Annotated in this window: 16 protein-coding genes; 13 read left to right on the top strand and 3 right to left on the bottom strand. The window is 65.3% G+C overall.

Going from position 1 to position 24,195, the window contains the following annotated elements:
* Window positions 1-6: 6 nt before the first annotated feature.
* A complete protein-coding gene (locus ACVCL9_RS14145) occupies window positions 7-1,293 on the bottom strand; it encodes an acetyl-CoA C-acetyltransferase (protein ID WP_395120824.1) in 1,287 nt (428 codons plus the stop codon).
* A gap of 164 nt (window positions 1,294-1,457) precedes the next feature.
* Here ACVCL9_RS14145 and ACVCL9_RS14150 point away from each other — a divergent pair, with 164 nt between their 5' ends.
* Entirely contained in the window at window positions 1,458-2,579 is a 1,122-nt protein-coding gene (locus ACVCL9_RS14150) for a hypothetical protein (RefSeq protein WP_447110615.1), read from the top strand.
* Window positions 2,580-2,707: 128 nt separating this feature from the next.
* Window positions 2,708-5,191, top strand: a complete 2,484-nt coding sequence (locus ACVCL9_RS14155; protein ID WP_447097649.1) for a sensor domain-containing protein — start codon at window positions 2,708-2,710, stop codon at window positions 5,189-5,191.
* Window positions 5,192-5,254: 63 nt separating this feature from the next.
* On the opposite strand, the gene ACVCL9_RS14160 is transcribed toward ACVCL9_RS14155, so the two are convergent.
* Entirely contained in the window at window positions 5,255-5,719 is a 465-nt protein-coding gene (locus tag ACVCL9_RS14160; RefSeq protein ID WP_447097648.1) for an N-acetyltransferase family protein, read from the bottom strand.
* A gap of 182 nt (window positions 5,720-5,901) precedes the next feature.
* On the opposite strand from ACVCL9_RS14160, the gene ACVCL9_RS14165 reads away from it, so the two are divergent.
* Window positions 5,902-14,550 carry a GH36-type glycosyl hydrolase domain-containing protein gene (locus ACVCL9_RS14165; RefSeq protein WP_447097647.1) on the top strand — a complete coding sequence of 2,883 codons (8,649 nt, stop codon included), beginning with the start codon at window positions 5,902-5,904 and terminating at the stop codon, window positions 14,548-14,550.
* Between the two features lie 91 nt (window positions 14,551-14,641).
* On the opposite strand, the gene ACVCL9_RS14170 is transcribed toward ACVCL9_RS14165, so the two are convergent.
* On the bottom strand, window positions 14,642-15,643 hold the full coding sequence (locus ACVCL9_RS14170; RefSeq protein ID WP_447097646.1) for an integron integrase: 1,002 nt from the start codon (window positions 15,641-15,643) through the stop codon (window positions 14,642-14,644).
* 2,246 nt (window positions 15,644-17,889) lie between these two features.
* Here ACVCL9_RS14170 and ACVCL9_RS14175 point away from each other — a divergent pair.
* From ACVCL9_RS14175 to ACVCL9_RS14220, 10 genes are all read left to right on the top strand, one after another.
* Window positions 17,890-18,192, top strand: a complete 303-nt coding sequence (locus ACVCL9_RS14175; protein ID WP_447097645.1) for a hypothetical protein — start codon at window positions 17,890-17,892, stop codon at window positions 18,190-18,192.
* Window positions 18,193-18,716: 524 nt separating this feature from the next.
* A complete protein-coding gene (locus ACVCL9_RS14180; protein WP_447097644.1) occupies window positions 18,717-18,959 on the top strand; it encodes a hypothetical protein in 243 nt (80 codons plus the stop codon).
* A 339-nt stretch (window positions 18,960-19,298) separates the two neighbouring features.
* A complete protein-coding gene (locus tag ACVCL9_RS14185; RefSeq protein ID WP_447097643.1) occupies window positions 19,299-19,916 on the top strand; it encodes a hypothetical protein in 618 nt (205 codons plus the stop codon).
* A gap of 367 nt (window positions 19,917-20,283) precedes the next feature.
* The gene (locus ACVCL9_RS14190; RefSeq protein ID WP_447097642.1) at window positions 20,284-20,592 is read left to right on the top strand and encodes a hypothetical protein; all 309 of its coding nucleotides are present in this window, start codon (window positions 20,284-20,286) and stop codon (window positions 20,590-20,592) included.
* Window positions 20,593-20,661: 69 nt separating this feature from the next.
* Window positions 20,662-21,420: an HNH endonuclease gene (locus tag ACVCL9_RS14195; RefSeq protein WP_447097641.1), complete on the top strand. Its 759-nt coding sequence runs from the start codon at window positions 20,662-20,664 to the stop codon at window positions 21,418-21,420.
* Window positions 21,410-21,985, top strand: a complete 576-nt coding sequence (locus ACVCL9_RS14200) for a hypothetical protein (protein ID WP_447097640.1) — start codon at window positions 21,410-21,412, stop codon at window positions 21,983-21,985. The genes ACVCL9_RS14195 and ACVCL9_RS14200 overlap by 11 nt, the downstream gene beginning before the upstream one ends.
* A gap of 117 nt (window positions 21,986-22,102) precedes the next feature.
* Window positions 22,103-22,408 carry a hypothetical protein gene (locus ACVCL9_RS14205; protein WP_447099582.1) on the top strand — a complete coding sequence of 102 codons (306 nt, stop codon included), beginning with the start codon at window positions 22,103-22,105 and terminating at the stop codon, window positions 22,406-22,408.
* A gap of 122 nt (window positions 22,409-22,530) precedes the next feature.
* Window positions 22,531-23,367 carry a type II toxin-antitoxin system death-on-curing family toxin gene (locus tag ACVCL9_RS14210; protein ID WP_447097639.1) on the top strand — a complete coding sequence of 279 codons (837 nt, stop codon included), beginning with the start codon at window positions 22,531-22,533 and terminating at the stop codon, window positions 23,365-23,367.
* A 120-nt stretch (window positions 23,368-23,487) separates the two neighbouring features.
* Window positions 23,488-23,787, top strand: coding sequence for a hypothetical protein (locus ACVCL9_RS14215; RefSeq protein ID WP_447097638.1), 300 nt, complete (start codon window positions 23,488-23,490; stop codon window positions 23,785-23,787).
* Between the two features lie 71 nt (window positions 23,788-23,858).
* Complete coding sequence (locus tag ACVCL9_RS14220) at window positions 23,859-24,149, top strand: hypothetical protein (protein WP_447097637.1); 291 nt, start codon at window positions 23,859-23,861, stop codon at window positions 24,147-24,149.
* The last annotated feature ends 46 nt before the right edge of the window (window positions 24,150-24,195 follow it).

The following is a 24,195-nucleotide window of genomic DNA, read 5'->3' on the forward strand; positions in this document are numbered from 1 at the left end:
ACCGTGCTACGGCCGCTCGAGGATCGCGGTGACGCCCATGCCGCCGGCGGTGCAGATCGAGATCAGCCCGCGACCGGAGCCTTTCTGTTCCAGCAGCTTGGCCAGCGTCGCCACGATGCGCGCGCCGGTGGCGGCGAACGGGTGGCCCACGGCGAGGCTGGAGCCGTGCACGTTGAGTTTGGCCGGGTCGATCGCGCCCAGCGGCGCATCCAGCCCGAGCCGGTTCCTGCAGTAATCGGCCGACTCCCACGCGCGCAGCGTGCACAGCACCTGCGCGGCGAATGCCTCGTGGATCTCGTAGAAATCGAAGTCCTGCAGGCTCAGCCCGTGCCGCGCCAGCATGCGCGGCACCGCGATGGTCGGCGCCATCAGCAGGCCTTCGCCGTGCACGTAATCCACCGCGGCGACTTCGGCGTCGCGCAGATAGGCCTGGATTTTCAGCCCGCGCTGCGCGGCCCACGCCTCGCTGCCCAGCAGCACCGCGGCGGCGCCGTCGGACAGGCCGGTGGAATTGCCCGCGGTGAGCGTGCCGTGGCCGGAGCGCTTGTCGAACGCCGGCTTCAGCGTGGCGAGTTTCTCCAGCGTGGTGTCCGGGCGCAGGAAGCCGTCGCGCTTGAGCCCGCGGAACGGCACCAGCAGATCGTCGAAGAAACCTGCCTCGTAGGCGGCGGCGAGCTTGTGGTGGCTGTCCAGCGCCAGCCGGTCCTGTGCCTCGCGGCTGACCTGCCACTGCCTGGCCATCTGCTCGCAGTGATCGCCCATCGACTTGCCGGTGCGCGGCTCGGCCACGCCGGGGAACGAAGGCTTCAGCTCGCGGAGCGAAAAGCCGCGCGTGGCGGCCTTGAACTTCTCCAGCGGGGTCTTGGCCCGATTCATCGCCAGCAGGCGGCGGCGCAGGCGGCGGCCGTACACGATCGGCACGTCGCTGGTGGTGTCCGAGCCGGCGGCGATGCCGGCCTCGATCTGCCCGCAGGCGATCTTGTTGGCGATGATGATGGTGTTGTCCAGCGACGTGCCGCAGGCGCGCGCGGTGGTGATGCCCGGCGTGGTCGGTGCCAGCCCGGAGCTGAGCACCGCCTCGCGCGCCAGGTTCCAGTCGGCGCTGTGCTTGATCACCGCGCCGGCGGCCACTTCGCCCAGCTCCACGCCGTGCAGGCCAAAGCGCTCGACCAGGGCGCCGAGCACCTTCACCGACATGCCGAAGTTGCCCACGTCGGCATAGGCAGTGTTGTTGCGACAGAACGGGATGCGTACGCCGCCGATCACCCCGACGCGCCTGTGCGTGTTTTCCATGCCCTGAACGATCCATCACACGAATGGCTTCAAGGCTAACCCGCCATGCCGCCGGGCGAAAGCCCGGATGGCCGCCGGCGTGGCGGTTTGTTCAGCACCGTGCGGCAGGTCGCTCGCGGCGCGGCGGTAGAATGCATGTTTTCCCGCTGCAAGATGGATCCATCGTGGAAGCGCAAACATTGCACGCCCTGCCGGTGCTGCTGGCCCTCGAACCGGTGACCGGACAACCGGCGCCGGCGACCACCCTCACCCGCGACGCGGCCGCCGAACTGGCGCAGCACGTGGCGACCGACCTGCTCGGCCTGGTGCCGCAGGTCGCCGGGGCGCGGCTGGCGCTGGCCGGGGCGCTGTTCGACCAGGTCGAACTGCTGCGCCCCGGTTTCCCGGTGTGGGCGACGCTGGACGACCTGGCGCGCCGGCTGCCGCGCGGCACGCTGGAGCACGTGGTCGCCTTCGGCAGCCACGACGGCGTGATGCCGGCGCCGGTGCTGCAGCCCTCGTCGGCGTACGCCGGCGGCCCGATGCGGCTGCTGCCGCTCAGCCTGCTGGTCAATCCGGAGGCCGCCGACGAACTCGCCACCCAGCTGGAGATCCAGCTGGTCGGCCGCGGCGAGGCCGGCGCGGCCACCGCCGACTGGCTGATGCGCACGCTGGGCATCCGCCTCGAACACCTGCGCTACCTCAGCCGCAACAACCTGCTCGCATTGACCTGCGTGCAGTACGAACACGCCAACCTGGCGCCGCTGTGGTCGCTGCTGGAAGCGGCTTTGCTCACCCCGGAGCAGCCCGAGGCGACGATGAGCGCGCGCGGGCTGGCGCTGCGCTACGCCGATGGCATCGTGTGGGCGCAGCCGCCGGCGCAATGGCTGGCCGCGCAGCGCACCGACGCGGCGCAGCGCGCGCACGATTTCGCCGGCATCGTGTTCGAGCTGCGCCAGTACGCCGCGCTGCTGGAGGCGCACCAGTTGCCGCTGCGGCTGCAGTCGTCGCCGGCGGTCGCCGCCGGCGCGGGTTATCTGCTGGAACAACTCGCCGACGCTCCGGCCTCCGCGCCCGCGCCGCGCCTGTTCGCGCACGAGGCGCCGGGGCTGGGCGTGGTGGCGGTCAGCGTGGCGCAGCCGCGGCCCGACGGCGCGCCGCGCATGCTGGCGCACGGCTATCCGCTGCAGCCGCAGGCGCTGGGCCCGTTGCTGCAGCAGCTCGCCGCGCAATACGGCACCGCCGCCGAACTCGACACCCGCGGCCAGGTGGTGCTGGATGCGGCCGGCGCCCTCGGCGCGCCCTGAGCGGATGACACGCGCGTGCCGGCCGGCCCGGACATTTTCCTGGCCGGCAGCAGTTGTGCGGCGGCGAACGGTCGGCGCATGATGGCGTGGCGCTGATAAGGGGGCGCGCTCCAGCTGACGGAAACACCATGCGGCCGCCGAAGCAAGCCGAGGGAGTACCGACACCGACAGGGGGATCGCACGAGCCGCAACGGCTGTGGCATGGCGCCCCCGTGCTGCTCACCTGGCTCGATCTCGACCAGCGCTTCGGCCACGTCAACGACACCCATCGGCGCTGGCTCGGCGTCGACCCGGCGCAGCTGATCGGCAAGCGCCTGGTCGAGGTGATCGGCGAGGCCAACTACGAACGCTCCCGCGCGGCGCTGGAGCAGGCCTACGCGGGCCACCCCTCCAGCTACGAGGGCGAGCTGTTCAACGGCCGCGAGCGGCGCTACGCGCACGGCAACTTCGCGCCCGATTTCGATGAAGACGGCCGCGTGCGCGGCGTGTTCACCGCGCTGGTCGACATCACCGAGCGGCGCGAACTGGAGCTGCGCCTGCATGAAAGCGAGCGGCGCTTCTTCAGCGCCTTCCAGCACGCCGCGATCGGCATGGCGCTGACCGGGCCGGGCGGGCGCTTCCTGCGCGTCAACGCCGCGGTGTGCCACATGCTCGGCTACACCGAGGAGGAACTGCTCACCCTCGGCGTGGCCGACGTCACCCATCCGGACGACATGGCCGCCGATGCCGAGCAAATGCTGCAGCTGCTCTCCGGCCAGCGCGAAAACTACCAGCTGGAAAAGCGCAACCTGCACAAGGACGGCCACGTGGTGCACCTGCAGCTGGCCGTGTCGCTGGTGCGCGACGAGGAGGGCGCGCCGCTGTACTTCGTGTCGCAGGCGCAGGACATCAGCCAGCGCAAGGCATTCGAGGACGCGCTGCAGCGCGAGCGCGAGCTGGCCGAGGTGACCCTGCGCTCGATCGGCGACGCGGTCATCATCACCGATCCGCAGTCGCGCATCCGCTCGCTCAACCCGATCGCCGAGGCGATGACCGGCTGGCGCAGCGCCGAGGCGCAGGGCCTGCCGGTGGAAGCGGTGTTCCAGCTGTTCGACGCCGTCGACGGCCGGCCGGTGGCCAACCCGCTGCGCACCGCGATCGACAGCAACACCATCGCCGACCTGGCCGGCCGCACCCTGCTGCGCCATCGCCACGGCTTCGACACGCCGGTGGAGGATTCCTCCGCGCCGATCCACGACCACGCCGGCAACGTGGTCGGCGGCGTGCTGGTGTTCCACGATGTCAGCGAAACGCGCGCCTTCGCGCTCAAGCTGGTGCACCTGACCCAGCACGACACGCTCACCGGCCTGCCGAACCGCAGCCAGTTGCAGGACCACCTGACCCAGGCGCTGGCCAATGCGCGGCGCCGGCAGCAGCGCGTGGCGCTGCTGTACATCGACATCCACCAGTTCAAGCAGATCAACGACCAGCACGGACAGGCCGCCGGCGACAGCGTGCTGCGCGCGTTCGTGGCGCAGCTGCAGCGCCGCCTGCCTGCCGAGGCGCAGCTGCTGCGCTATGGCGGCGACGAGTTCGTGGTGGTGCTCTCCGCGCTGGACAGCACCAGCGAAGCGGCCAGCCTGGCGCGCGCCCTGATCGACCAGGGCGAGCAGACCCGGGTGGACGGCCTGCATGCGCTGGGCCTGCATCTGGGCATCGGCATCAGCGTCTATCCCGACGATGCGCTGGACCCGGAAACCCTGCTGCAGCATGCCGAGACCGCGCTGGTCGCGTTGCGCAGCCAGGGCGTGCACGGCTGCCGCTTCTTCACCGCCTCGATGGACGAGCGCGCGCGCGCGCGCCGCAGCATCGAGTCGGCGCTGCGCCAGGCCTTGCCGCGCGGCCAGCTGAGCCTGCACTACCAGCCGCGCATCGCGGCCTCCAGCGGGCAGATCGTGGGTGCCGAGGCCCTGCTGCGCTGGCACGTGCGCGGACGCGAGCTGTACAAGCCCGACCAGTTCATCCCGGTCGCCGAGGACACCGGCCTGATCCTGCCGATCGGCACCTGGGTGCTGCGCCAGGCGTGCCGGCAGGCGCGCGCTTGGCAGCAGCAGGGGTACCGCATCCCGGTCTCGGTCAACGTCTCGCCGGTGCAGTTCCAGCACGTCGATTTTCCCGACTGGCTGGACGATGCCCTGGCCGACAGCGGACTCGACCCCGGCCTGCTCGAACTGGAACTGACCGAACGCATGATGATGTCCGGCGGCGATGTCACCGGCAGCCTGCTGCAACGTATCCGCCAGCGCGGCGTGCGCCTGTCGCTGGACGATTTCGGCACCGGCTATTGCAGCCTGTCCTACCTAAAGCACTTCCCGATCGACACGCTGAAGATCGACCGCGTGTTCGTGCGCGACCTGATCGGCGACGCCGACACCGCCACCATCACCAGCGCGATCATCGCCATGGCCCAGCGGCTGGACAAGCTGGTGGTCGCCGAAGGGGTGGAGACGGACGCGCAAGCCGCGTTCCTGCGCCAGGCCGGCTGCGCCGAACTGCAGGGCTTCCTGTTCGCCGCGGCACTGCCGGTCGCCGACTTCGAAAAGCTACTGACCGAACCCGCCCGCGCGACGTAGGGCGGGCACCGCCCGCCGGCTCTTTCTCGTACCCTTGGCGCAACCCGGCGGGCGGAGCCCGCCCTACGTCGCCGGATCGACCAGCGATGCCTCGTACATGAAGTAATGGCAGCGCTGCATGCCGAGGCCTTCGTAAGTGGCCTGCGCGCGCGCGTTCTCCGTTTCCACGTACAGCCTCAGGCCGACCGCGCCGGCATCGCGCGCGCGCTCCGCCACGGCGGCATGCAGCGCGCGGAAGACGCCGCTGCGACGCGCGGCGGGCACCACGTACACGCTCTGGATCCACCAGAAATCGCCGCAGCGCCAGTCGCTCCACTCATAGGTCACCAGCAGGCCGCCCACCGCCGTGCCGTCCATTTCGGCGACCAGATAGAAGCCCCGCTGCGGCTGTTCCAGCACCGCGCCGACGCCGCGGCGCAAGCGTTCGGGGTCCAGTCGCTTGTGTTCGGTCTCCCACGCCATCGCGGCGTTCCACGCCGCCAGGTCGGCGACATCGGCGGGGCTGGCGGTGCGGATCGACACGGGCATGGCGGGACTCCGGCGGCGGAACGCCGATCGTAGCGCGCACGCTCTTCACATGGGTCCGCGTACTGTCACGGCACAGCCGCTGGCCGCGCCGGCGACGTCCGGCCTTGCTGCCTGCGCGGCCCGCGTGCCGCGCGGCGGCATCGTCGGCGCTCTTTCGTTTTCCCCGGCAAGGAGTTTTTCGCTTGAACATCGGCAGCGTCCTGGATCGGCTCAAGCTGCGCCGGCTGCAGGCCTTCCGCCGCCGCCGCGTGGCCGCCCGCACGCGGCCGGAGCAGGAGCCGGCGCTGCGCGCGGAGCTGTTCAATGCCGAGCAGATGGAACAGCACGGCCGCGAGCTGGCCGGCCAGCACCGCCTGCGCGAACGCTCCAGCATGGATCTGCTGCTCGGCCGGCTGGCCGACAACGAGGCGGTCATCACCCACAGCTGCGAGCGGCTGACCCAGGCGACCCGGCGCAAGCGGCGGATCACGCCGGCGGCCGAGTGGCTGCTGGACAACTTCTACCTGATCGAGGAACAGATCCGCATCGCCCGCCGGCATCTGCCCAAGGGCTACAGCCGCGAATTGCCGCGACTGGACAACGGCGCCTCGGCCGGGCTGCCGCGGGTCTACGACATCGCGCTGGAGATCATCGCCCACGGCGACGGCCGCATCGACACCGCCGGCCTGCACCGCTTCATCCACGCCTACCAGGAAGTGACGCCGCTGCGACTGGGCGAGCTGTGGGCGATCCCGATCATGCTGCGGCTGGCGCTGATCGAGAACCTGCGCCGCGTGGCCGCGCGGGTGATGGCCGACTGGCGCCACCGCGGCCAGGCCGCGCGCTGGGCCGACACGATGACCGCCACCGCCGAGCGCGCACCCAACTCGGTGGTGCTGGTGGTGGCCGACATGGCGCGCTCCGACCCGCCGATGAACGGTCCGTTCGTGGCCGAGATGGCGCGCCGGCTGCAGGGGCAGAGCCCGGCGCTGGCGCTGCCGCTGAGCTGGATCGAGCAGCGCCTGTCCGAATCGGGGCAGAGCATCGAGCACCTGGTGCAGCGCGAGGCGCAGCAGCAGGCCGCCGCGCAAGTGAGCGTGAGCAACAGCATCGGCAGCCTGCGCCTGCTGTCGGCGATCGACTGGCGCGATTTCGTCGAGCGCGTGAGCCTGGTCGAGCAGCAGCTGCGCGAGGACCCGGCCGGCGTCTACGCGGAGATGAACTTCGCCACCCGCGACCGCTATCGCCACGTGGTGGAGCGGCTGGCCCGCCAGCACCGGCTGGACGAGGTGCGCGTGGCCGCCGCCACGGTGGAACTGTGCCGCGCCGCCTCGCCGAACGAGCCGGCTCCGGCGCTGCCGCGGCACGTCGGCTGGTACCTGATCGATCGCGGCCGGCCGCAGCTGGAGCAGCACCTGGGCGTGCGCCCGCGCCTCGCCGATCGCCTGCGCCGCCATTTCGACCGCGCCCCGGTGTCGATCTACCTCGGGCTGCTGGTCGTGCTGACCGTGGCCATCGCCGAGCCGCTGGTGGTGGCCGCCGCCGAGGACGAACTGGCGGTGGGCTGGCTGCTGGCGATCGCCGTGATGGCCTTGCTGGTGGCCAGCCAGCTCGGCTCCAGCCTGCTCAACTGGATGGCCACGCTGGCGATCGCGCCGCAGCCGCTGCCGCGCATGAACTACGTCCACGGCATCCCGGCCAGCGCGCGCACCCTGGTGGCGGTGCCCAGCATGCTCGGCAGCGCCAGCGACGTGGAGGAACTGGTCGAGGCATTGGAGGTGCGCTTCCTCGGTAACCGCGACGAGAACCTGCACTTCGCCCTGCTCACCGACTTCGCCGATGCCGACAGCGAAACCCTGCCCGGCGACGAGGCCCTGCTGCGGCTGGCGCAGCGGCGCATCGAGGCGCTCAACGAGCGCTACGCCAGCGTCGAGTCGGATCGCTTCTTCCTGTTCCACCGTCCGCGCCGCTGGAATGCCGGCGAGCAGTGCTGGATGGGCCACGAGCGCAAGCGCGGCAAGCTGGCCGACCTCAACGCGCTGTTGCGCGGCAACGGCCACGGCCGCTTCGCGCGCATCGTCGGCGACATCGACGCCCTCGGCCCGGTGCAGTACGTGATCACCCTGGACACCGACACCGAGCTGCCGCGCGACGCGGCGCAGGCCTTCGTCGGCAGCATCGACCACCCGCTCAACCGCGCCGTGTACGACCCGGTGCGCCGGCGCGTGGTCAGCGGCTACGCCATCCTGCAGCCGCGTGTGGGGATCAGCCTGCCCAGCACCGCGCGTTCGCGCTACGCGCAGCTGTACGGCAGCGACGCCGGCATCGACCCGTACACGCAGATGGTTTCGGACGTCTACCAGGACGTGTTCGGCGAAGGCTCCTTCATCGGCAAGGGCATCTACGCGATCGATGCGTTCGAGCGCACCCTCGATGGCCGCTTTCCGGAAAACCGCATCCTCAGCCACGACCTGGTCGAGGGCTGCCACGCGCGCTCGGGCCTGCTCAGCGACGTGCAACTGTTCGAGGAATACCCGGCCCGCTACGGTGCCGACGTGCGCCGACGACATCGCTGGATTCGCGGCGACTGGCAGCTGCTGCCGTGGCTGCTGCCGTGGGCGCCGACCGCGAAGGACGGCTGGCGGCGCAACGCGCTGACCGCGTTGTCGCGCTGGAAGATCCTCGACAACCTGCGCCGCAGCCTGGTGCCGCCGGCGGTGCTCGGCCTGCTGGTGTGCGGCTGGCTGCTGCTCTCGCCGGTGCTGTCGTGGACGGTCGCGGTGCTGGCGATGGTGCTGGTGCCGCCGCTGCTGTCGGCGCTGCTGGAGCTGGTGCAGAAACCCAAGGACGTGCAGCTGGACCAGCACCTGCGCGCCGGCTTCGCCGACGGCCTGCAACACGTCGCGCGGATGGCGCTGGGCCTGGCCTGGCTGCCGCACGAGGCGCTCTACCACCTCGACGCGATCGTGCGCACGCTGTGGCGGATCACGGTCAGCCATCGCCACCTGCTGCAATGGCAGACCTCCAGCGAGGTGGCCCGGCGCAGCAGCAATGCGCCCGGCGCCGTGTGGCGGCAGATGTGGATCGGGCCGGCGCTGGCGCTCGGCCTGGCCGTGGCGCTGGCGCTGCAGCGGCCGATGGTGCTGTGGCTGGCGTGGCCGCTGCTGGCGTTGTGGCTGCTGTCGCCGGCGATCGCCTGGTGGGTCAGCCAGCCGCGCCGGCCCGACACCTTCGTGCCGAACGCGGCGCAGACGCGCTTCCTGCGCACGCTGGCGCGACAGACCTGGGCGTTCTTCGACAGCCACGTCAACGCCACCGAACACTGGCTGCCGCCGGACAACCTGCAGGTGCAGCCCGGTCCGGTGATCGCCTCGCGCACCTCGCCGACCAACATCGGCCTGGCCCTGCTGGCCAACCTGGCCGCGTGGGATTTCGGCTTTCTCGGCACCGGCCGCCTGCTCGAACGCAGCCGCGACACGCTCGCCACCCTGCAGCAACTGCCGCGCTACCGCGGCCACTTCTACAACTGGTACGACACCCGCACGCTGCAGCCGCTGGCGCCGCAGTACATCTCGGCGGTGGACAGCGGCAACCTCGCCGGCCACCTGCTGACCCTGCGCCCGGGCTTGCTGGAACTGATCCACGCTCCGGTATTCCGTCCGCGCGTGCTGCAGGGGCTGCTCGACACCCTGCAACTGCTGCATGACGCGCTCGACCAGGAGCACGAGCCGCTGCACCGCTTGCAGGTCGAGCTGCAGGAGGCGCTGGACGAACCGCCGACCACCACCGGCGCGGCGCTGGCGCTGCTGCAGCGCCAGCGCGAACACGCCCATGCGCTGGCGCCCGCGCTGGCGCCGCATCCGGACAGCGACGCGGGCTACTGGCTGCACGCGCTGTGCGCGCAGCTGGACGAGCTGTGCGAGGAAACCGCCCGCTTCCGGCTCGACCCGGTGGACGATGACGCCGACGCCCTGCGCGGCATCCCCACGCTCGCCGTGCTCAGCCGCATCGAGCCGCTGCGCTGGTCGGGCGAGCACGACGCGGAGGCCATCCGCGAGCACGCCCGCGAGCGCATCGCGCTGATCGAGCAGCTGGCGCAGCAGGCCGACGAGCTGGCGCGGATGGATTACCGCTTCCTCTACGACAGCGCACGCGACCTGCTCGCGATCGGCTACAACGTCGACGCGCGCCGGCTCGACGCCGGCTACTACGACCTGCTCGCCTCCGAGGCGCGGCTGGCCAGCTTCGTCGGCATCGCCCAGGGCCAGCTGCCGCAGGACAACTGGTTCGCGCTGGGCCGCCTGCTCACCACGGTGGGCGGCGAGCCGGCGCTGCTGTCGTGGACCGGCTCGATGTTCGAGTACCTGATGCCGAACCTGGTGATGCCCGGCTACGAGGACACCCTGCTCGACCAGACCTGCCGCGCGGCGGTGGCGCGGCAGATCGAGTACGGCAACCAGCACGGCGTGCCGTGGGGCGTGTCCGAGTCCGGCTACAACATCCTGGACGCGCACTTCACCTACCAGTACCGCGCCTTCGGCGTGCCCGGTCTGGGCCTGAAACGCGGCCTCGGCGACGACGTGGTGATCGCGCCCTACGCCAGCGCGCTGGCGCTGATGATCGCGCCGGCCGCAGCCACGAAAAACCTGCAGCGGCTGGCCAGCGAGGGCGTGCAGGGCCGCTACGGCATGTACGAGGCGGTCGACTACACCCCGGCGCGGCTGCCGGTGGGGCAGGGCTCGGCGCTGGTGCGTTCGTTCATGGCCCACCACCAGGGCATGAGCCTGCTGGCGCTGGACTTCGCCCTGCTCGACCGGCCGATGCAGCGGCGCTTCGCCGCCGATCCGCAGTTCCGCGCCACCAGCCTGCTGCTGCAGGAGCGCATTCCGCGCACCGCCGCCGAATACCTGCACGCGTCCGGCTTCCCCGACAGCAACGCGGCCGAGCCGACCAGCGAGGCGCGGCTGCGCGTGTTCGGCGACCCGAACCGGCCGCGCCCGGCGGTGCAGCTGCTGTCGAACGGGCGCTACCACGTGATGCTGTCCAGCGCCGGCGGCGGCAGCAGCCGGCGCGGCGAGCTGGCGCTGACGCGCTGGCGCGAGGACATCACGCGCGACCACTGGGGCATGTTCTGCTACCTGCGCGACGTCGCCAGCGGTGCGTACTGGTCCACCGCCTACCAGCCCACGCGGCACAAGACCGAGCTGTACGAGGCGATCTTCTCCGAGGCGCGCGCCGAGTTCCGCGTGCGCGAGCGCGAGTTCGACGCGCACACCGAGATCGTCGTCTCGCCCGAGGACGACATCGAACTGCGCCGCACCCACCTGACCAACCGCGGCCGCAGCGCGCGCACCATCGAACTGACCAGCTACGCCGAGGTGGTGCTGGCGCCGCCGCTGGCCGATGCGCTGCACCCGGCGTTCAGCAAGCTGTTCGTGCAGACCGAGCTGGTGCCCGCGCTGCAGGCGATCGTGTGCACGCGCCGCTCGCGCGCGGCCGACGAGCATCCGCCGTGGATGTTCCACCTGCTGGCCGTGCACGATGCCGACATCGACGAGATCTCGTTCGAGACCGATCGCGCCCGCTTCATCGGCCGCGGCCGCAGCCTGGCCGACCCGCAGATGCTCGACCTCGAACAGACGCGGCTGTCCGGCAGCGCCGGCTCGGTGCTCGACCCGATCGTGGCGATCCGCTGCCGCATCACCCTGCAGCCCGAGCAGACCGCCACCATCGACTACGTCACCGGCATCGCCGACTCTCGCGAAGGCTGCCTGCAGCTGATCGGCAAGTACCGCGACCGCCACCTTGCCGACCGCGTGTTCGACCTCGCCTGGACGCACAGCCAGGTGCTGCTGCGCCAGCTCAACGCCGGCCTGGGCGATGCGCAGCTGTACGAGCACATGGCCACCGCGCTGCTGTATCCCAACGCCAGCCTGCGCGCCGAGCCCGCGGTGCTGCGCGGCAACCGCCGCGGGCAGAGCGGGTTGTGGGGGCAGTCGATCTCCGGCGACCTGCCGATCGTGCTGCTGCAGATCGCCAGCGAGGCGCGCATCGAGATGGTGCGCCAGCTGGTGCAGGCGCATGCCTACTGGCGGCAGAAGGGGCTGGCGGTGGACCTGGTGATCTGGAACGAGGACCGCGCCGGCTACCGCCAGCAACTGCAGGACCAGATCCTGGGCCTGATCGCCTCGGGCAGCGAGGCCGGGCTGCTCGATCGTTCCGGCGGCATCTTCGTGCGCCCGGCGCAGCAGCTCTCCAGCGAGGATCGCATGGTGATGCTGGCCAGCGCGCGCATCGTGCTGGCCGACCATCGCGGCAGCCTGGCCGAACAGATCGGCCGGCGCCAGCTGGAAACCCACGCGCCGCCGTTCGAGCCCAGCCGCGCCGAACGCCCCGCGCCGGCGCTGCCGGCGCCGGTGGCCGCATTGCCGGAACTGCAACTGCGCAACCCGCACGGCGGTTTCAGCGCCGACGGCCGCGAGTACGTGATCGTTTCCGCCGCGAACGACGCCACGCCGGCGCCGTGGTCCAACGTGCTGGCCAACCCGCACTTCGGCACGGTGATCTCCGAGAGCGGCGGCGCCTACACCTGGGGCGAGAACGCGCACGAGTTCCGCCTCACCCCGTGGCACAACGACCCGGTCGGCGACGGCAGCGGCGAGGCGATCTACCTGCGCGACGAGGACAGCGGCACGCTGTGGTCGCCCACCCCGCGGCCGTGCCGCGGCAGCGGCCAGTACCTGACCCGCCACGGCTTCGGCTACAGCGTGTTCGAGCATGTCGAGGACGGCATCCATTCGCAGCTGTGGATCTACGTGGCGCTGGATGCCTCGGTGAAGTTCTCGGTGCTGAAACTGCGCAACGAATCCGGCCGGCCACGGCGGCTCAGCGCCACCGCCTACGTCGAATGGGTGCTCGGCGACCTGCGCGAGAAGACCGCCATGCACGTGGTCACCGAATCGGACCCGGCCAGCGGCGCGCTGTTCGCCCGCAACAGCTACAACGGCGAGTTCCCCGGCCGCGTGGCCTTCCTCGACGTGGACGATCCGGAGCGCGGCATCGACGGCGACCGCGGCGAATTCCTCGGCCGCAACGGCAGCATGCGCAAGCCTGCCGCGCTCGGTCGCAAGCAGCTTTCCGGTCGACTCGGCCCCGGACTCGATCCCTGCGCCGCGCTGCAGTCGAAGGTGGCGCTGGACGACGGCGCCGAGCGCCAGCTGATCTTCCGCCTCGGCCTGGGCCGCGACGCCGCCGACGCCAGCGCGCTGGTGCAGCGTTTCCGCGGCGCCGGCTCGGCCGCGGCCGCGCTGGAGCAGGTGCGCGCGCACTGGCAGCGCGTACTCGGCGCGGTGCAGGTGCGCACGCCGGAACCGGCGCTTGACGTGCTCGCCAACGGCTGGCTGCTGTACCAGACCATCGCCTGCCGCATCTGGGCGCGCAGCGGCTACTACCAGTCCGGCGGCGCGTTCGGCTTCCGCGACCAATTGCAGGATTCGATGGCCACCGTGCACGCCGCGCCGGAACTCTCCCGCGCCCAGCTGCTTCTGTGCGCGGCGCACCAGTTCCCCGAGGGCGACGTGCAGCACTGGTGGCATCCGCCGCTGGACCGCGGCGTGCGCACCACCTGCTCGGACGACTACCTGTGGCTGCCGCTGGCCACCAGCCGCTATGTGCAGGCCACCGGCGACCGCGCCGTGCTCGATGTGCCGGTGTTCTACATCGAGGGCCGCGCGCTGCACGCCGGCGAGGAATCCTGGTACGACCTGCCGCAGCCCTCGGGCCTGTTCGAGCCGCTGTACAAGCACTGCGTGCGCGCGATCGAACGCAGCTTCATCCTGCGCGGCGAACGCGGCCTGCCGCTGATCCGCGGCGGCGACTGGAACGACGGCATGAACCGCGTCGGCGAAGGCGGTCGCGGCGAGAGCGTGTGGCTGGGCTTCTTCAGCTGCGAGGTGTTGCAGCGCTTCGCCGAGGTGGCGCGTGGGCACGGCGACGCGGCATTCGCGCAGCGCTGCGAAGAAGAAGTGGCCAGGCTTCGCGGCGCGCTGGAGCAGCACGCCTGGGACGGCGCCTGGTATCGCCGCGCCTGGTTCGACGACGGCACGCCGCTGGGCGCCGCCGGCAACCTCGAGTGCCGCATCGACTCGATCGCGCAAAGCTGGTCGGTGCTCTCCGGCATCGGCGCGCCGGCGCGCCAGCGCCAGGCCATGGAGTCGCTGGACCGGCACCTGGTGCGCCGCGATGCCGGCCTGGTGCAACTGCTGGACCCGCCCTTCGACAAGACGCCGATGGACCCGGGCTACATCAAGGGCTACGTGCCCGGCGTGCGCGAGAACGGCGGCCAGTACACCCACGCCGCGATCTGGGCCACGATGGCCTTTGCGGAACTCGGCGACAGCGCCCGCGCGTGGGAGCTGCTGCGCATGATCAACCCGGTCAACCATGGCATCGATGCCGAGCAAATGGACGTCTACAAGGTCGAGCCCTACGTGGTCAGCGCCGACGTCTACGCGGTCGCCCCGCACGTCGGTCGCGGCGGCTGGAGCTGGTACACCGGCTCCGCCGGCTGGATGTACCGGCTGATCGTGGAATCGCTGCTCGGCCTGCGCCTGGAAGCCGGCACGCTGCGTTTCGCGCCGGTGCTGCCGGCGGAGTGGGAGGGCTTCACGCTGGACTACCGCCACCGCGACACGCTCTACCGCATCGACCTGCGCCAGAGCGACGCCGGCACGCCGGGCACCGTCTGGCTCGATGGCGAAGTGCAGGCCGACGGCCGCATCCCGCTCGCCGACGACGGCGCCGAGCACAGCGTGCAGCTCAACCATCCGCGCAGCCCCCCGCTCCCCCTGTAGGAGCGCACCCTGTGCGCGATGCCTTCCCCCCGCAAGATCCGTCACGCGACGCCACCCGCGCACGCGCCCACTCCCGTCCCGGTTCTGCCGTTCACCGATCCAGCGGACTCAACACCCCATGCCCGCCGCGATTGAGCACATGCGTGTAGATCTGCGTGGTTCTCACGTCCTTGTGGCCCAGCAACTCCTGCACCGTGCGGATATCGCTGCCTGATTCCAGCAGATGGGTGGCGAAGGAGTGGCGCAAGGTGTGCGCACTCACCGGCTTGGCAATGCCTGCCTCGCGACACGCCTTCTTCAAAGCCCGCGCCAGCAAGGCATCGTCGAAATGGTGTCGCCGTTCGCAGCCATCGCGGGGGTCGCGCGAGCGGCGAGCCGCCGGGAACACATACTGCCAACCGAACTCGCGCGGCGCCGATGGATACTTGCGTGCCAACGCAAACGGTAGCCAAACCGCACCAAAACCCTCCTGAAGATCGGCCTGATGCAACTGGCGCGCCCGCTCCATTTCGCGGCGCAAGGGCTCGGCCAGCGACCTTGGCAGCATGGTGTGACGATCCTTGCCGCCCTTGCCATCGCGCACGGTAATTTCGCCGCGATCAAAGTCCACGTCCTTCACGCGCAGACGCAGCGCCTCCATCAAACGCAGCCCCGCCCCGTACAGCAGGCTTGCCAGCAGCCAAGGCCGCCCATCCAGACGCGCCAGCAGACGCGTCACCTCATCGCGCGAAAGCACGGCAGGAACCCGCGCAGGCCGTTTGGCCCGGGTCACCCCTTCAAGCCAGGGCAGCTGCACCTGCAGCACCTCGCGATACAGGAACAGCAGCGCCGAAAGTGCCTGGTTCTGGGTGCTTGCCGCCACCTGTCCCTGCACCGCCAACTGCGACAGGAACTGCTCCACCTCAGCCGGCCCCATGTCGCGAGGGTGTCGTTTGCCGTTGGCCAGAATAAAACGGCGAATCCAGCCCACGTAAACGTGCTCCGTACGCAGACTGTAGTGCTTTACCCGAAGCACTCTCCGTACTTCGTCCAGCAGCCGCGGCGGCTTGCCTGCGCCAGCATGCATATCGGCGTTTTCGGGGCGATAAGGCATACACACCTCATTTCGCGAGATATGCAAACCAGCATCCGCTTTTGCGGCGGGCCAAGGCAGCCGGGCAAACTCTTGATGGAACGTAGGACTTCCCCGCTTGACGGCGCCGCAGCGGGCGCGGAGCATGGCGTGCATATGCCCCGATCTGGGGTCTACTTAGCGTTAGGTGTCAAGACAAACATGGTCGAGTGTCCCTACTGTCACAAGCAAGCTATGTCCCAGCTCCGGAAGTCGTGTTTGGGACCCATCCTTACGGCTTCTTGCCGGTCTTGCCACAAGCCAGTCTCTGTACATCCGGCAGCCATGCTTGCTGTAACCCCGTTTCTGTTTAGCATCGTCCTTGCAGGGCTCGTCGTGTCTCAGGGCTGGTGGCTTACCGCCACTTCATTATTTGCCGGTGCTGCATGCATGTTCGCAATTCATGCGTTTCTCGTCCCACTGGTGCCGCGCGGCACCTAACCAGTCATTCAAGCGGACGGCTCCGCCGCCGCTTAATTCCAGCGTTAGAACACACGGACAGTCCTATGCAATCGAAGCTTCCATCGCGCTACTTCGTACACGGCGACCGCGTCGAGCCATCCAAAGACGAATATTTTTGCGCGGCATGTGACCTATTTGTTCCGCGAAACCATTTCGACTCTTGTCACTGCAAAAATCACTTCGACAGGTACGAAAAGTCTCTCGGTGCCTTTAAAACTCTAGTCAAGCATGGCTCAAGTTACACACGCCCTGCGCGCCCAGAAAACTTGTTCGGTTAGGTTCTAACATTTCGTTCAAGGCGGACGGCTTCGCCGCCGCTTAACTCCAGCGTTAGGCCGCTATGGCAGCAATCTCAGAACTCGTGGCAAAAGGCGCTGAGGAGTTGCGCAGGTTCAAAGACACGCCTGGCGCTACCTCGTTTGACGCAGCATGGCTTGATCGCATTGCCGATCGACTTTCCGCCGCTAGCTCACTGACACCTGACAAAATGGAGCGAGAGGTTCATACCATTGCCCACTTCTTCATAGACTCTGGCCCAATGGACGAGCAGGCAGCACCTTCATTCTGGTTAGTGGTAGATGCGCTACAACGTAGGTCTCGCCGTCGTTAATCATGGCTACGCGGCCTAACAATTCATTCAAGCCGACACCGCTTCGCGGTGCGGCTTAATTCAGGCGTTAGAACTCATGGACCCATTCGATAAAACTGGCTGGAATACGTTCGCGCAGGTGTGTAGAGAGGACTTTTCCCGCTGCTCATTTCAAGAACAGCTCATCCAAGAATGCGCAGGGCTTCAAGATGTCGCATGGGCTGTCTTCTATAGGCTGCTCGGCAAGTCTATGGGTTGGCTTCACCATCAAATCCCAGCGCTCAATGGCGAGGTTCCAGTCGTTCTATTTGCTTCCGGCAGAGCAGACGAAGTGCGCTGTTGTCTTTGGCGAATGCCGTAAGTTCGTTCTAACAACTCGTTCAAGGCGGACGGCTTCGCCGCCGCTTAACTCCAGCGTTAGGTGTCACGTGACGGTTGCTGTGAAATGGAAGGTTGCGGCACTCACCTTGGTCACTTGGCCAGTAGCTGCTTGGCTGGTCTTTCCAGACCCCAACTCTCGCTCATCCAAGGCTTTGCTTGTCGTCGCATCTGTTCCTTTGTTCATTGCCGTAGGTATCGAGCTGTACGCCCAGTGGCGGCAGTTGTGCGAGAGGCCGGAGTCCTTCGTATCAGGTAGCCCAACAGGTAACAAAATTGCCGTAGTCTTGGCTGCAGCACTCATCGGGTTGGTTGCTTGTCTCGCTTATGCAATTGCGCGGCACCACACCTAACCTGTCGTCCAAGCGGACGCGCGAAAAGCCGCGCGCCGCTTAACTCCAGCGTTAGGCCGCATGGAAAGTCTATTCGCGCTCGCATACACCACTGGCCTCATTGCATTCTGGTCGGGTGTCGTCGTGACACTTTGGCGCTTCGTGCAGATGGCTTCCCGGCTCTCAGCTGCGACTGCAGTCCGGTTCGCGGCTGCGTCTTTGGCACTCGCGGTCGGGGGTTACATTCCGGCTGCACTCATCGGCGCTTGGGGCTTTTGCTCGGCGTCAGCCGGCGGCCTCTGTGCACTGGGTGGGTATGTCGGCACCGGGCTGGTCGCTGCCGGTGGCGTGCTGCTTTACCGTTTCTTTCGGGCGCGCCGGGAACTCGCTGCGGCCTAACAATTCGTTCAAGGCGGACGGCTGCGCCGCCGCTTAACTCCAGCGTTAGGCCATATTCGGACACATTCATGCAGCCAGAGGCCCATCTCGACCGACATTACATCGGCATTCGGAAGCGGTCCGAGACAGAACAGGTATGCCACTATGAGTTCATCTGCACGGAATACAGGCGGATCGGCACCAAGCGTCTTGAACAGCTCGGGCACGTTACCGGCACCTTTCAGATAGACAAGCAAACGGGGGCTACAGAGCTGGTGCGTCCTATGCCCGGCGATGAGAGTCTTAGCGCCTTCAACCGTGCGAGCTACATGATCCACAAGCGCTGGCTGGCCGGCGAGCTTCCAAACTCAGCGCAATACTGTGCGGGCTGATGTGGCCTAACATTTCGTTCAAGGCGGACGGCTTCGCCGCCGCTTAACTCCAGCGTTAGAGCGCACATGAAGTATTCCGCGGCCATTCGAAGAACGATCCCTTGCGGAATTTTCGGCATGTTCGCGGGCGGCTATTTAGCATCTCTACTCCTTGGCGCCGGAATCGCGTTCTCCAATCGCACTCCACAACTTCATGATTGGGCGTCTGCACCATTAGCAGCCTTTCCTCTTCTCGCGGTTGCGCTGCTCTTCGCTGCACCGGCCACGCTACTAGTCGGGTGCCCGCTGTACGCGGCACTGCTGCAACGAAATCGCGCTTCAGTCATCTCTACGCTGCTCGTTGTCCTTGCCATGGTCGCTATATGCTTTGTGGCAGCAGGCTCGGCCGTTGCATACCTGGTCGGCTTATACGGAGTTCCCATTGCGCTAGTCACACATGCTGTGCAGCGAGTACGCTCTAACAATTCGTTCAAGGCGGACGCGCGAAAAAGCCCGCGCGCCGCTTAACTCCAGCGTTAGGCACCATGAGCAACTGGAAATCGGCAGGCATCACAATGGACGGCCAAGCATTCCGACTTGGCGGCCTCAATGTCTGGAAGCACAAGTGGTTCAGGCTTGCGGAGGAGCCCGTCGAGCTTCCTCATCCTTCGTATCCAGCCCAGCGGCACAAAATGTGGCAGTACGAAATTCAAGACGGGGGCAAGCGGGTTCGGTTCGCCGCGGGCGAGCTATCGGCAGGGGTGTGGGGCTTCTACGTTCATGCCTAACATCTCGTTCAAGGCGGACGGCTTTGCCGCCGCTTAACTCCAGCGTTAGTCGGTAGCTCGTGTGGGTTCTTCGTTGCATGTGTTTCGCCCAGCCTCGCGCTGGCTTGTCGTCCGTGGCCGCAGCAACTTTTCGCGCGGCATCGTCGCAAGCCTGGGCATTCAGAGCTGGCAGCTTTGGGGTAGTCGGTTGCTCAAGCTGTGCGTTCGTCGTGGCAGTCGTTGTCGCCCGAGCATGCAGCGTCGCAACCGTCTAACATCTCGTCCAAGCGGACGCGCGAAAAGCAGCGCGCCGCTTAACTCCAGCGTTAGACCTCATAATTGAGGCTCAAAGGAATCCTAATGAAAAGCCGCACTGAACTAGAAGCTGAGTTGGAGGAAGTTGAGAAAAAACTCGACCCTACCTCCAGGCAGCTGGATGATCTTCTCAAGCGCTTCGCCGCCTCTGTTGTCCCTGAGGTTAAAGAGTGGATTAAGAAAGAGGCAATTAGCCAGATGGAAGAAAATCACGCCAAGGTCAATGAAGCTGGCGTTGATTTTGTCCGGGAGTTCAAGGGAGATGTTGTAGCTCTCCTAGAGAACATTGATGAGATTTGCCTGATTGCGCTGGGTCCAAAAGACCGGTGGCCCCACAACAAAGAGCTTCAACAGCAGGACTTATACACGTCATCGCAAAATGACTTCTTCTCCGACGTTTTTAGGCGCGCGATCTCGTCTCTTGGCAAGATTCTTGATGCGCGTGGACTCTTGACTGGCTACACGCAGAACAGCAGTTGGCGTCGTGCGCCCTCAAAAGGGTACGAGTACGCATACCACTCAGGCTTCGACGGACGAAAGTATGAGGAAGTCTCGACGTACCGTGAACTGCTTAGAACGCACTGGGAGTTGAAGCAGTCAGTTTCCCGGATAAAAGTGAGCATAGAAAAAGCCAAGACTAGGGAGTTGTGGGATGAGGTCTAACAATTCGTTCAAGGCGGACGGCTACGCCGCCGCTTAACTCCAGCGTTAGAAGATGACGTGCGTAACTTTTTCATAGGGCCAAACATCACCCCATTTTCTACCACTCTGCGACTGGCCGTTGTTGCGGTGTGTCTCGCGTTCGCCGGTTTTTTACTGACCCTTCTCGCAATGTCCTGGCATGCGCGCGTACTCTTTGTTTTGGGGTTCGCGTGCGCAGTGACCGGCATCTTCGGTGGCATCGGCGCGATACTCTATGGCTGGTGGTGCGTTTTTGCTCGTTCACGCGGTAGGTAGCGGCGTCGCAACCTTCTAACTACTCGTTCAAGGCGGACGGCTTCGCCGCCGCTTAACTCCAGCGTTAGGCCTCATGGAAAAGCTTGCGCTCTCCAACATAGAGGACAGTGTCTTGGCTATGGCTGAGGACGCGTTCATCCACTTCAAAACAGCACGTCCAGTGCTGGGTACCTACTATGAGCGCAACGTTAGTTTCCAGGAGCTGTCGTCTATCGTCGGACGCTTGTCCGCCCTCGGGCTCATCCGCTGGCGTATCAAACAGCGCAGCACAGTTCATTTCTGCAAGCGTGCGCCGGTCAGCTCTCAGCACAACTGCACGGCGGCGTTCACGGCCACGGCCAAAGGCAAGGCGTACCTCGCTCAGCCTCGGTGCGCGGCCTAACCACTCGTTCGAGGCGGACGGCTCTGCCGCCGCTCAACTCAAGCGTTAGCCGTAACAAGGGGTGCTCTCATGTCCGTGAACTTTGCCGCTGTGCACGACCGTAAGCCTTGGCGGAAACACAAAATTCACCAATCACTTCACGCCGCGATTGATGGGGGCGACGGCGCAAAGAATCTTCTTCGTCAAGTTGGGCGTGTCGCGGGCATGTGGCAAAAGTATGGCGACGTGAGGTGTGTGTTTGTTTGGGAGGACAACGCGCCGACTGGTTATGCTTTCCGCCTAGCTTCCGTCGGCAGTGCCGAAATCGATTCAGCGGAGCTGTCGGTCGATCAGATCCAACAGTTCGGTGCCCGGAAAACATGTACCTCCCAAGAAATAGCCGAACTGTTTGCCAGCGCGACGTTGTCCGACTTGACGGCGCCAAATCCGGTGCTGGGGCCATCGATCTTTTCTCTAGCTCCGACCGTCGAGGTCGGGAGTCTTTGGCCTGACGACCTTCCAGAAGGTAAAACTTACTTTGAGGGCCTCGCCCAGCAAGTTGTCATAAATCGGTACGAGCGCTCGCCGGACGCTCGTGCCGCTTGTATCGCGCACTACGGTTGCGTATGCCAAGTTTGCTCAGTGGACTTCAGCAAGCGCTATGGCCCCCTTGGCGAGGGATTCATACACGTTCACCACGTCGTACCAGTCTCGTCAGTCGGTAACGAGTATCGAGTCGATCCGGTCGCTGACCTTGTTCCCGTCTGCCCGAATTGCCATGCAATGCTCCATAGGAGCGTGCCTCCACTTGCGGTAGAACGTCTGCGTGCATTGCTGCATGATGGCTAACAAGTCATTCAAGCGGACGGCTGCGCCGCCGCTTAATTCCAGCGTTAGAGGGCTCATGGACGGTTCCGAAGCAATTGCAACGTTGGCTCTGGTTGTTAGCGTGGCCTCGGCTTTCATCAGTTATAAGGCTTTTAGGCACTCTGTAAACATTCACGAGCTCGAAACAACTTTGGCGTTTGAGCGAGACAAGTCAGAGCTTCTCATGCACGTAGAGCAAAGTCGCAATTTGTTCTCGTCGGCTCAACGTGAAATTGAGAACGTAAAGTTTGTCCTCGCGCACGAGCCCTCACAAGTTCAAAATGCGCTCGGGTCGTACCAGAATCTTTTCACGGAGTTCCTTCCTAAGCTGGTTGGCGCGGAGCGCCAAGCTACCGCACTCTGGAATGAAATCTACGAGTGGCAAGACAAGTCCGGCCGCAGCGCCTTTGCACATCACACGCCACAGTACCGAGCTCTTCTGGAAAATGATCGAGTCGCCCACCAGTCTGCACTCAAGTGCGTCGCAGAGCTCCGAAGTCAAATCATTCGAGCCCATGAAGCATATGAGCGGGGGCAGTTGGGATAGCCCTCTAACAATTCGTTCAAGGCGGACGGCTGCGCCGCCGCTTAACTCCAGCGTTAGACCACGTTGATGATCCCAGACTGCCTAACCAAATCTGCGGAATTTCCGCACAAAGCTGACGTGCTTGCCGCGCTCAACAATGGCGCGACTCTGCGGCGCGATGAGCGCTCACTGCCAGCCGATAGACTTCTTGGCACATATCAAATCCGGTTAAGAATCGCGCAAGAGATTGCACCTCGGGAATCTGAAGCACAACTGCAGGCGCAGGCAGCCTTGGACATGGCTTTTCTAGTTTCGCAGCTGCGCCAACAACAGACGGCTCTGGTTACTATCTGGTACGTTCGCGCTACAGATAATTCCAAATTCGTGCTTATGGAAAATGCCCAAACGAGCGAAGCGTTAGGGTGCTTGGCGAATGTGGTCTAACTACTCATTCAAGGCGGACGGCTTCGCCGCCGCTTAACTCCAGCGTTAGCTAACACATGACAGACCCAAGCGATTCGATCCACTTTGATCACGACGCAGTTCGCCTCGAGTACGAGCGGTGGATGGCCGATATCGCAAGAGATGATCCTTATACGTCGGATGCGATTCCTGGGCTCAAGGACGTATTACGTGCCCATTTTCTCATCGTTGATTACTTTTACGGCAAAGGCAGCGGCTTGGGCGGTATAGGGCCCAAAAGTGTTGACCTTCTACACTCCGCGCTCTACAGGCCGTTCGTTTCCCTGGGCGGTGTTGAGAAGTGGAAAACTCACTACGAAAAAGCCGCTACGCTGATCTATGGAATTGTTTGCGACCATCCGTTTCACGATGCAAATAAACGCACTGGCCTTCTCACACTTCTTCTTTACCTCAGCAAGAACAGCAGAGTTCCCATCGTTGGTCAGAAACAGTTAGAGGATTTCGCTGTCGATGTTGCAGATCACCAGCTTGACAAATACCCCCGCTACAGGGAGCTAAAGAAAAGAAAGCATCCGGATCCAGAGGTCGCGTTTCTGGCGGATCATTTGGAACGAAAGTCCAGAAAAATCGATAGAACCAGTTACACAATTACATTCAGGGAGCTGGATCGCGTTCTACGTGGTTTCGGCTACAAATTGGATAATGCCTCTGGAAACTATATTGACCTCATCCGGGTTCAGCATCGGAGAAAGATTTTTGGTTGGGGCGATAAAGAGCCAGTTGACGTAAAGATTCTCCAGGTAGGCTTCCCGGGGTGGAAGAACCAGGTCAACGTGGGTGCAGTTAAATCTATTCGGACTGCAGCAAAGCTAACGCCGGAATATGGAATTGATTCGCAAACCTTCTATCAAGGAACGGATCCCGTGCAAGCTCTAATCTCCGAGTATGCAGGCCCGCTCGAACGACTGGCTTACCGCTGAGCGTTAGCTAACAGTGCGTTCAAGCCGAAATTGCATCGCTACGCCGTCAACATGGCAGATACAGCTTGCCATGTTGCCAGCTACGCGCTGCAATTCGGCTTAACTTAGGTGTTAGCGCTCATGAGCAAACTCGGTCTAACACTGTGCTTTCTTTACGTAGCTGTCAGCGCGCTCTGCGTCTGGGGATCATTTGATGCCGGCGGTGACAGTAAAGGAGCGTTTGTTCTTCTCCAACTGCCTTTGGCATTTCAACTTGAGGCGCTAGATTGGCTTGGCTTTCGTCCCCTGCTAACCAAGATGTCTTGGCCGGTCGCTTATGCTTCCATCGGACCACTCACGCTTGCACTTCTCTATGGCACGGGATGGCTCATTGGCTTCCTCTCCAAGCGAGCGCTTGCAGCTTTATGGCATGCGCGCTAACAATTCGTTCAAGGCGGACGGCTACGCCGCCGCTTAACTCCAGCGTTAGGCTCGGTGAAATTATGGATATCATGACAACGGCGTTTGGCACGTTCGTCGCTGGCCTGATCGGTGCGTTCGCTGTGGCTTTTATTCTTCGCCTTCTTGGCAAGAAGCCGGATTACGTAAGTGCAGTTGCACTCGCCATAGGCGTAACAATTCCTGCTGTTGTAGGGATGGTCTGGCCTATCAGCCACACCACGCACTCAGCGATCCTTGCCGTGAGCGTCGGTCTCGCCCTTTACTGCGGCCAACTGGTCTCCAGGCTGCGCACGCCTAACCAATCGTCCAAGCGGACGCGCGAAAAGCCGCGCGCCGCTTAACTCCAGCGTTAGAGCGCACATGAAGTATTCCGCGGCCATTCGAAGA

This window comes from Rhodanobacter sp. UC4438_H5 (assembly GCF_052978405.1).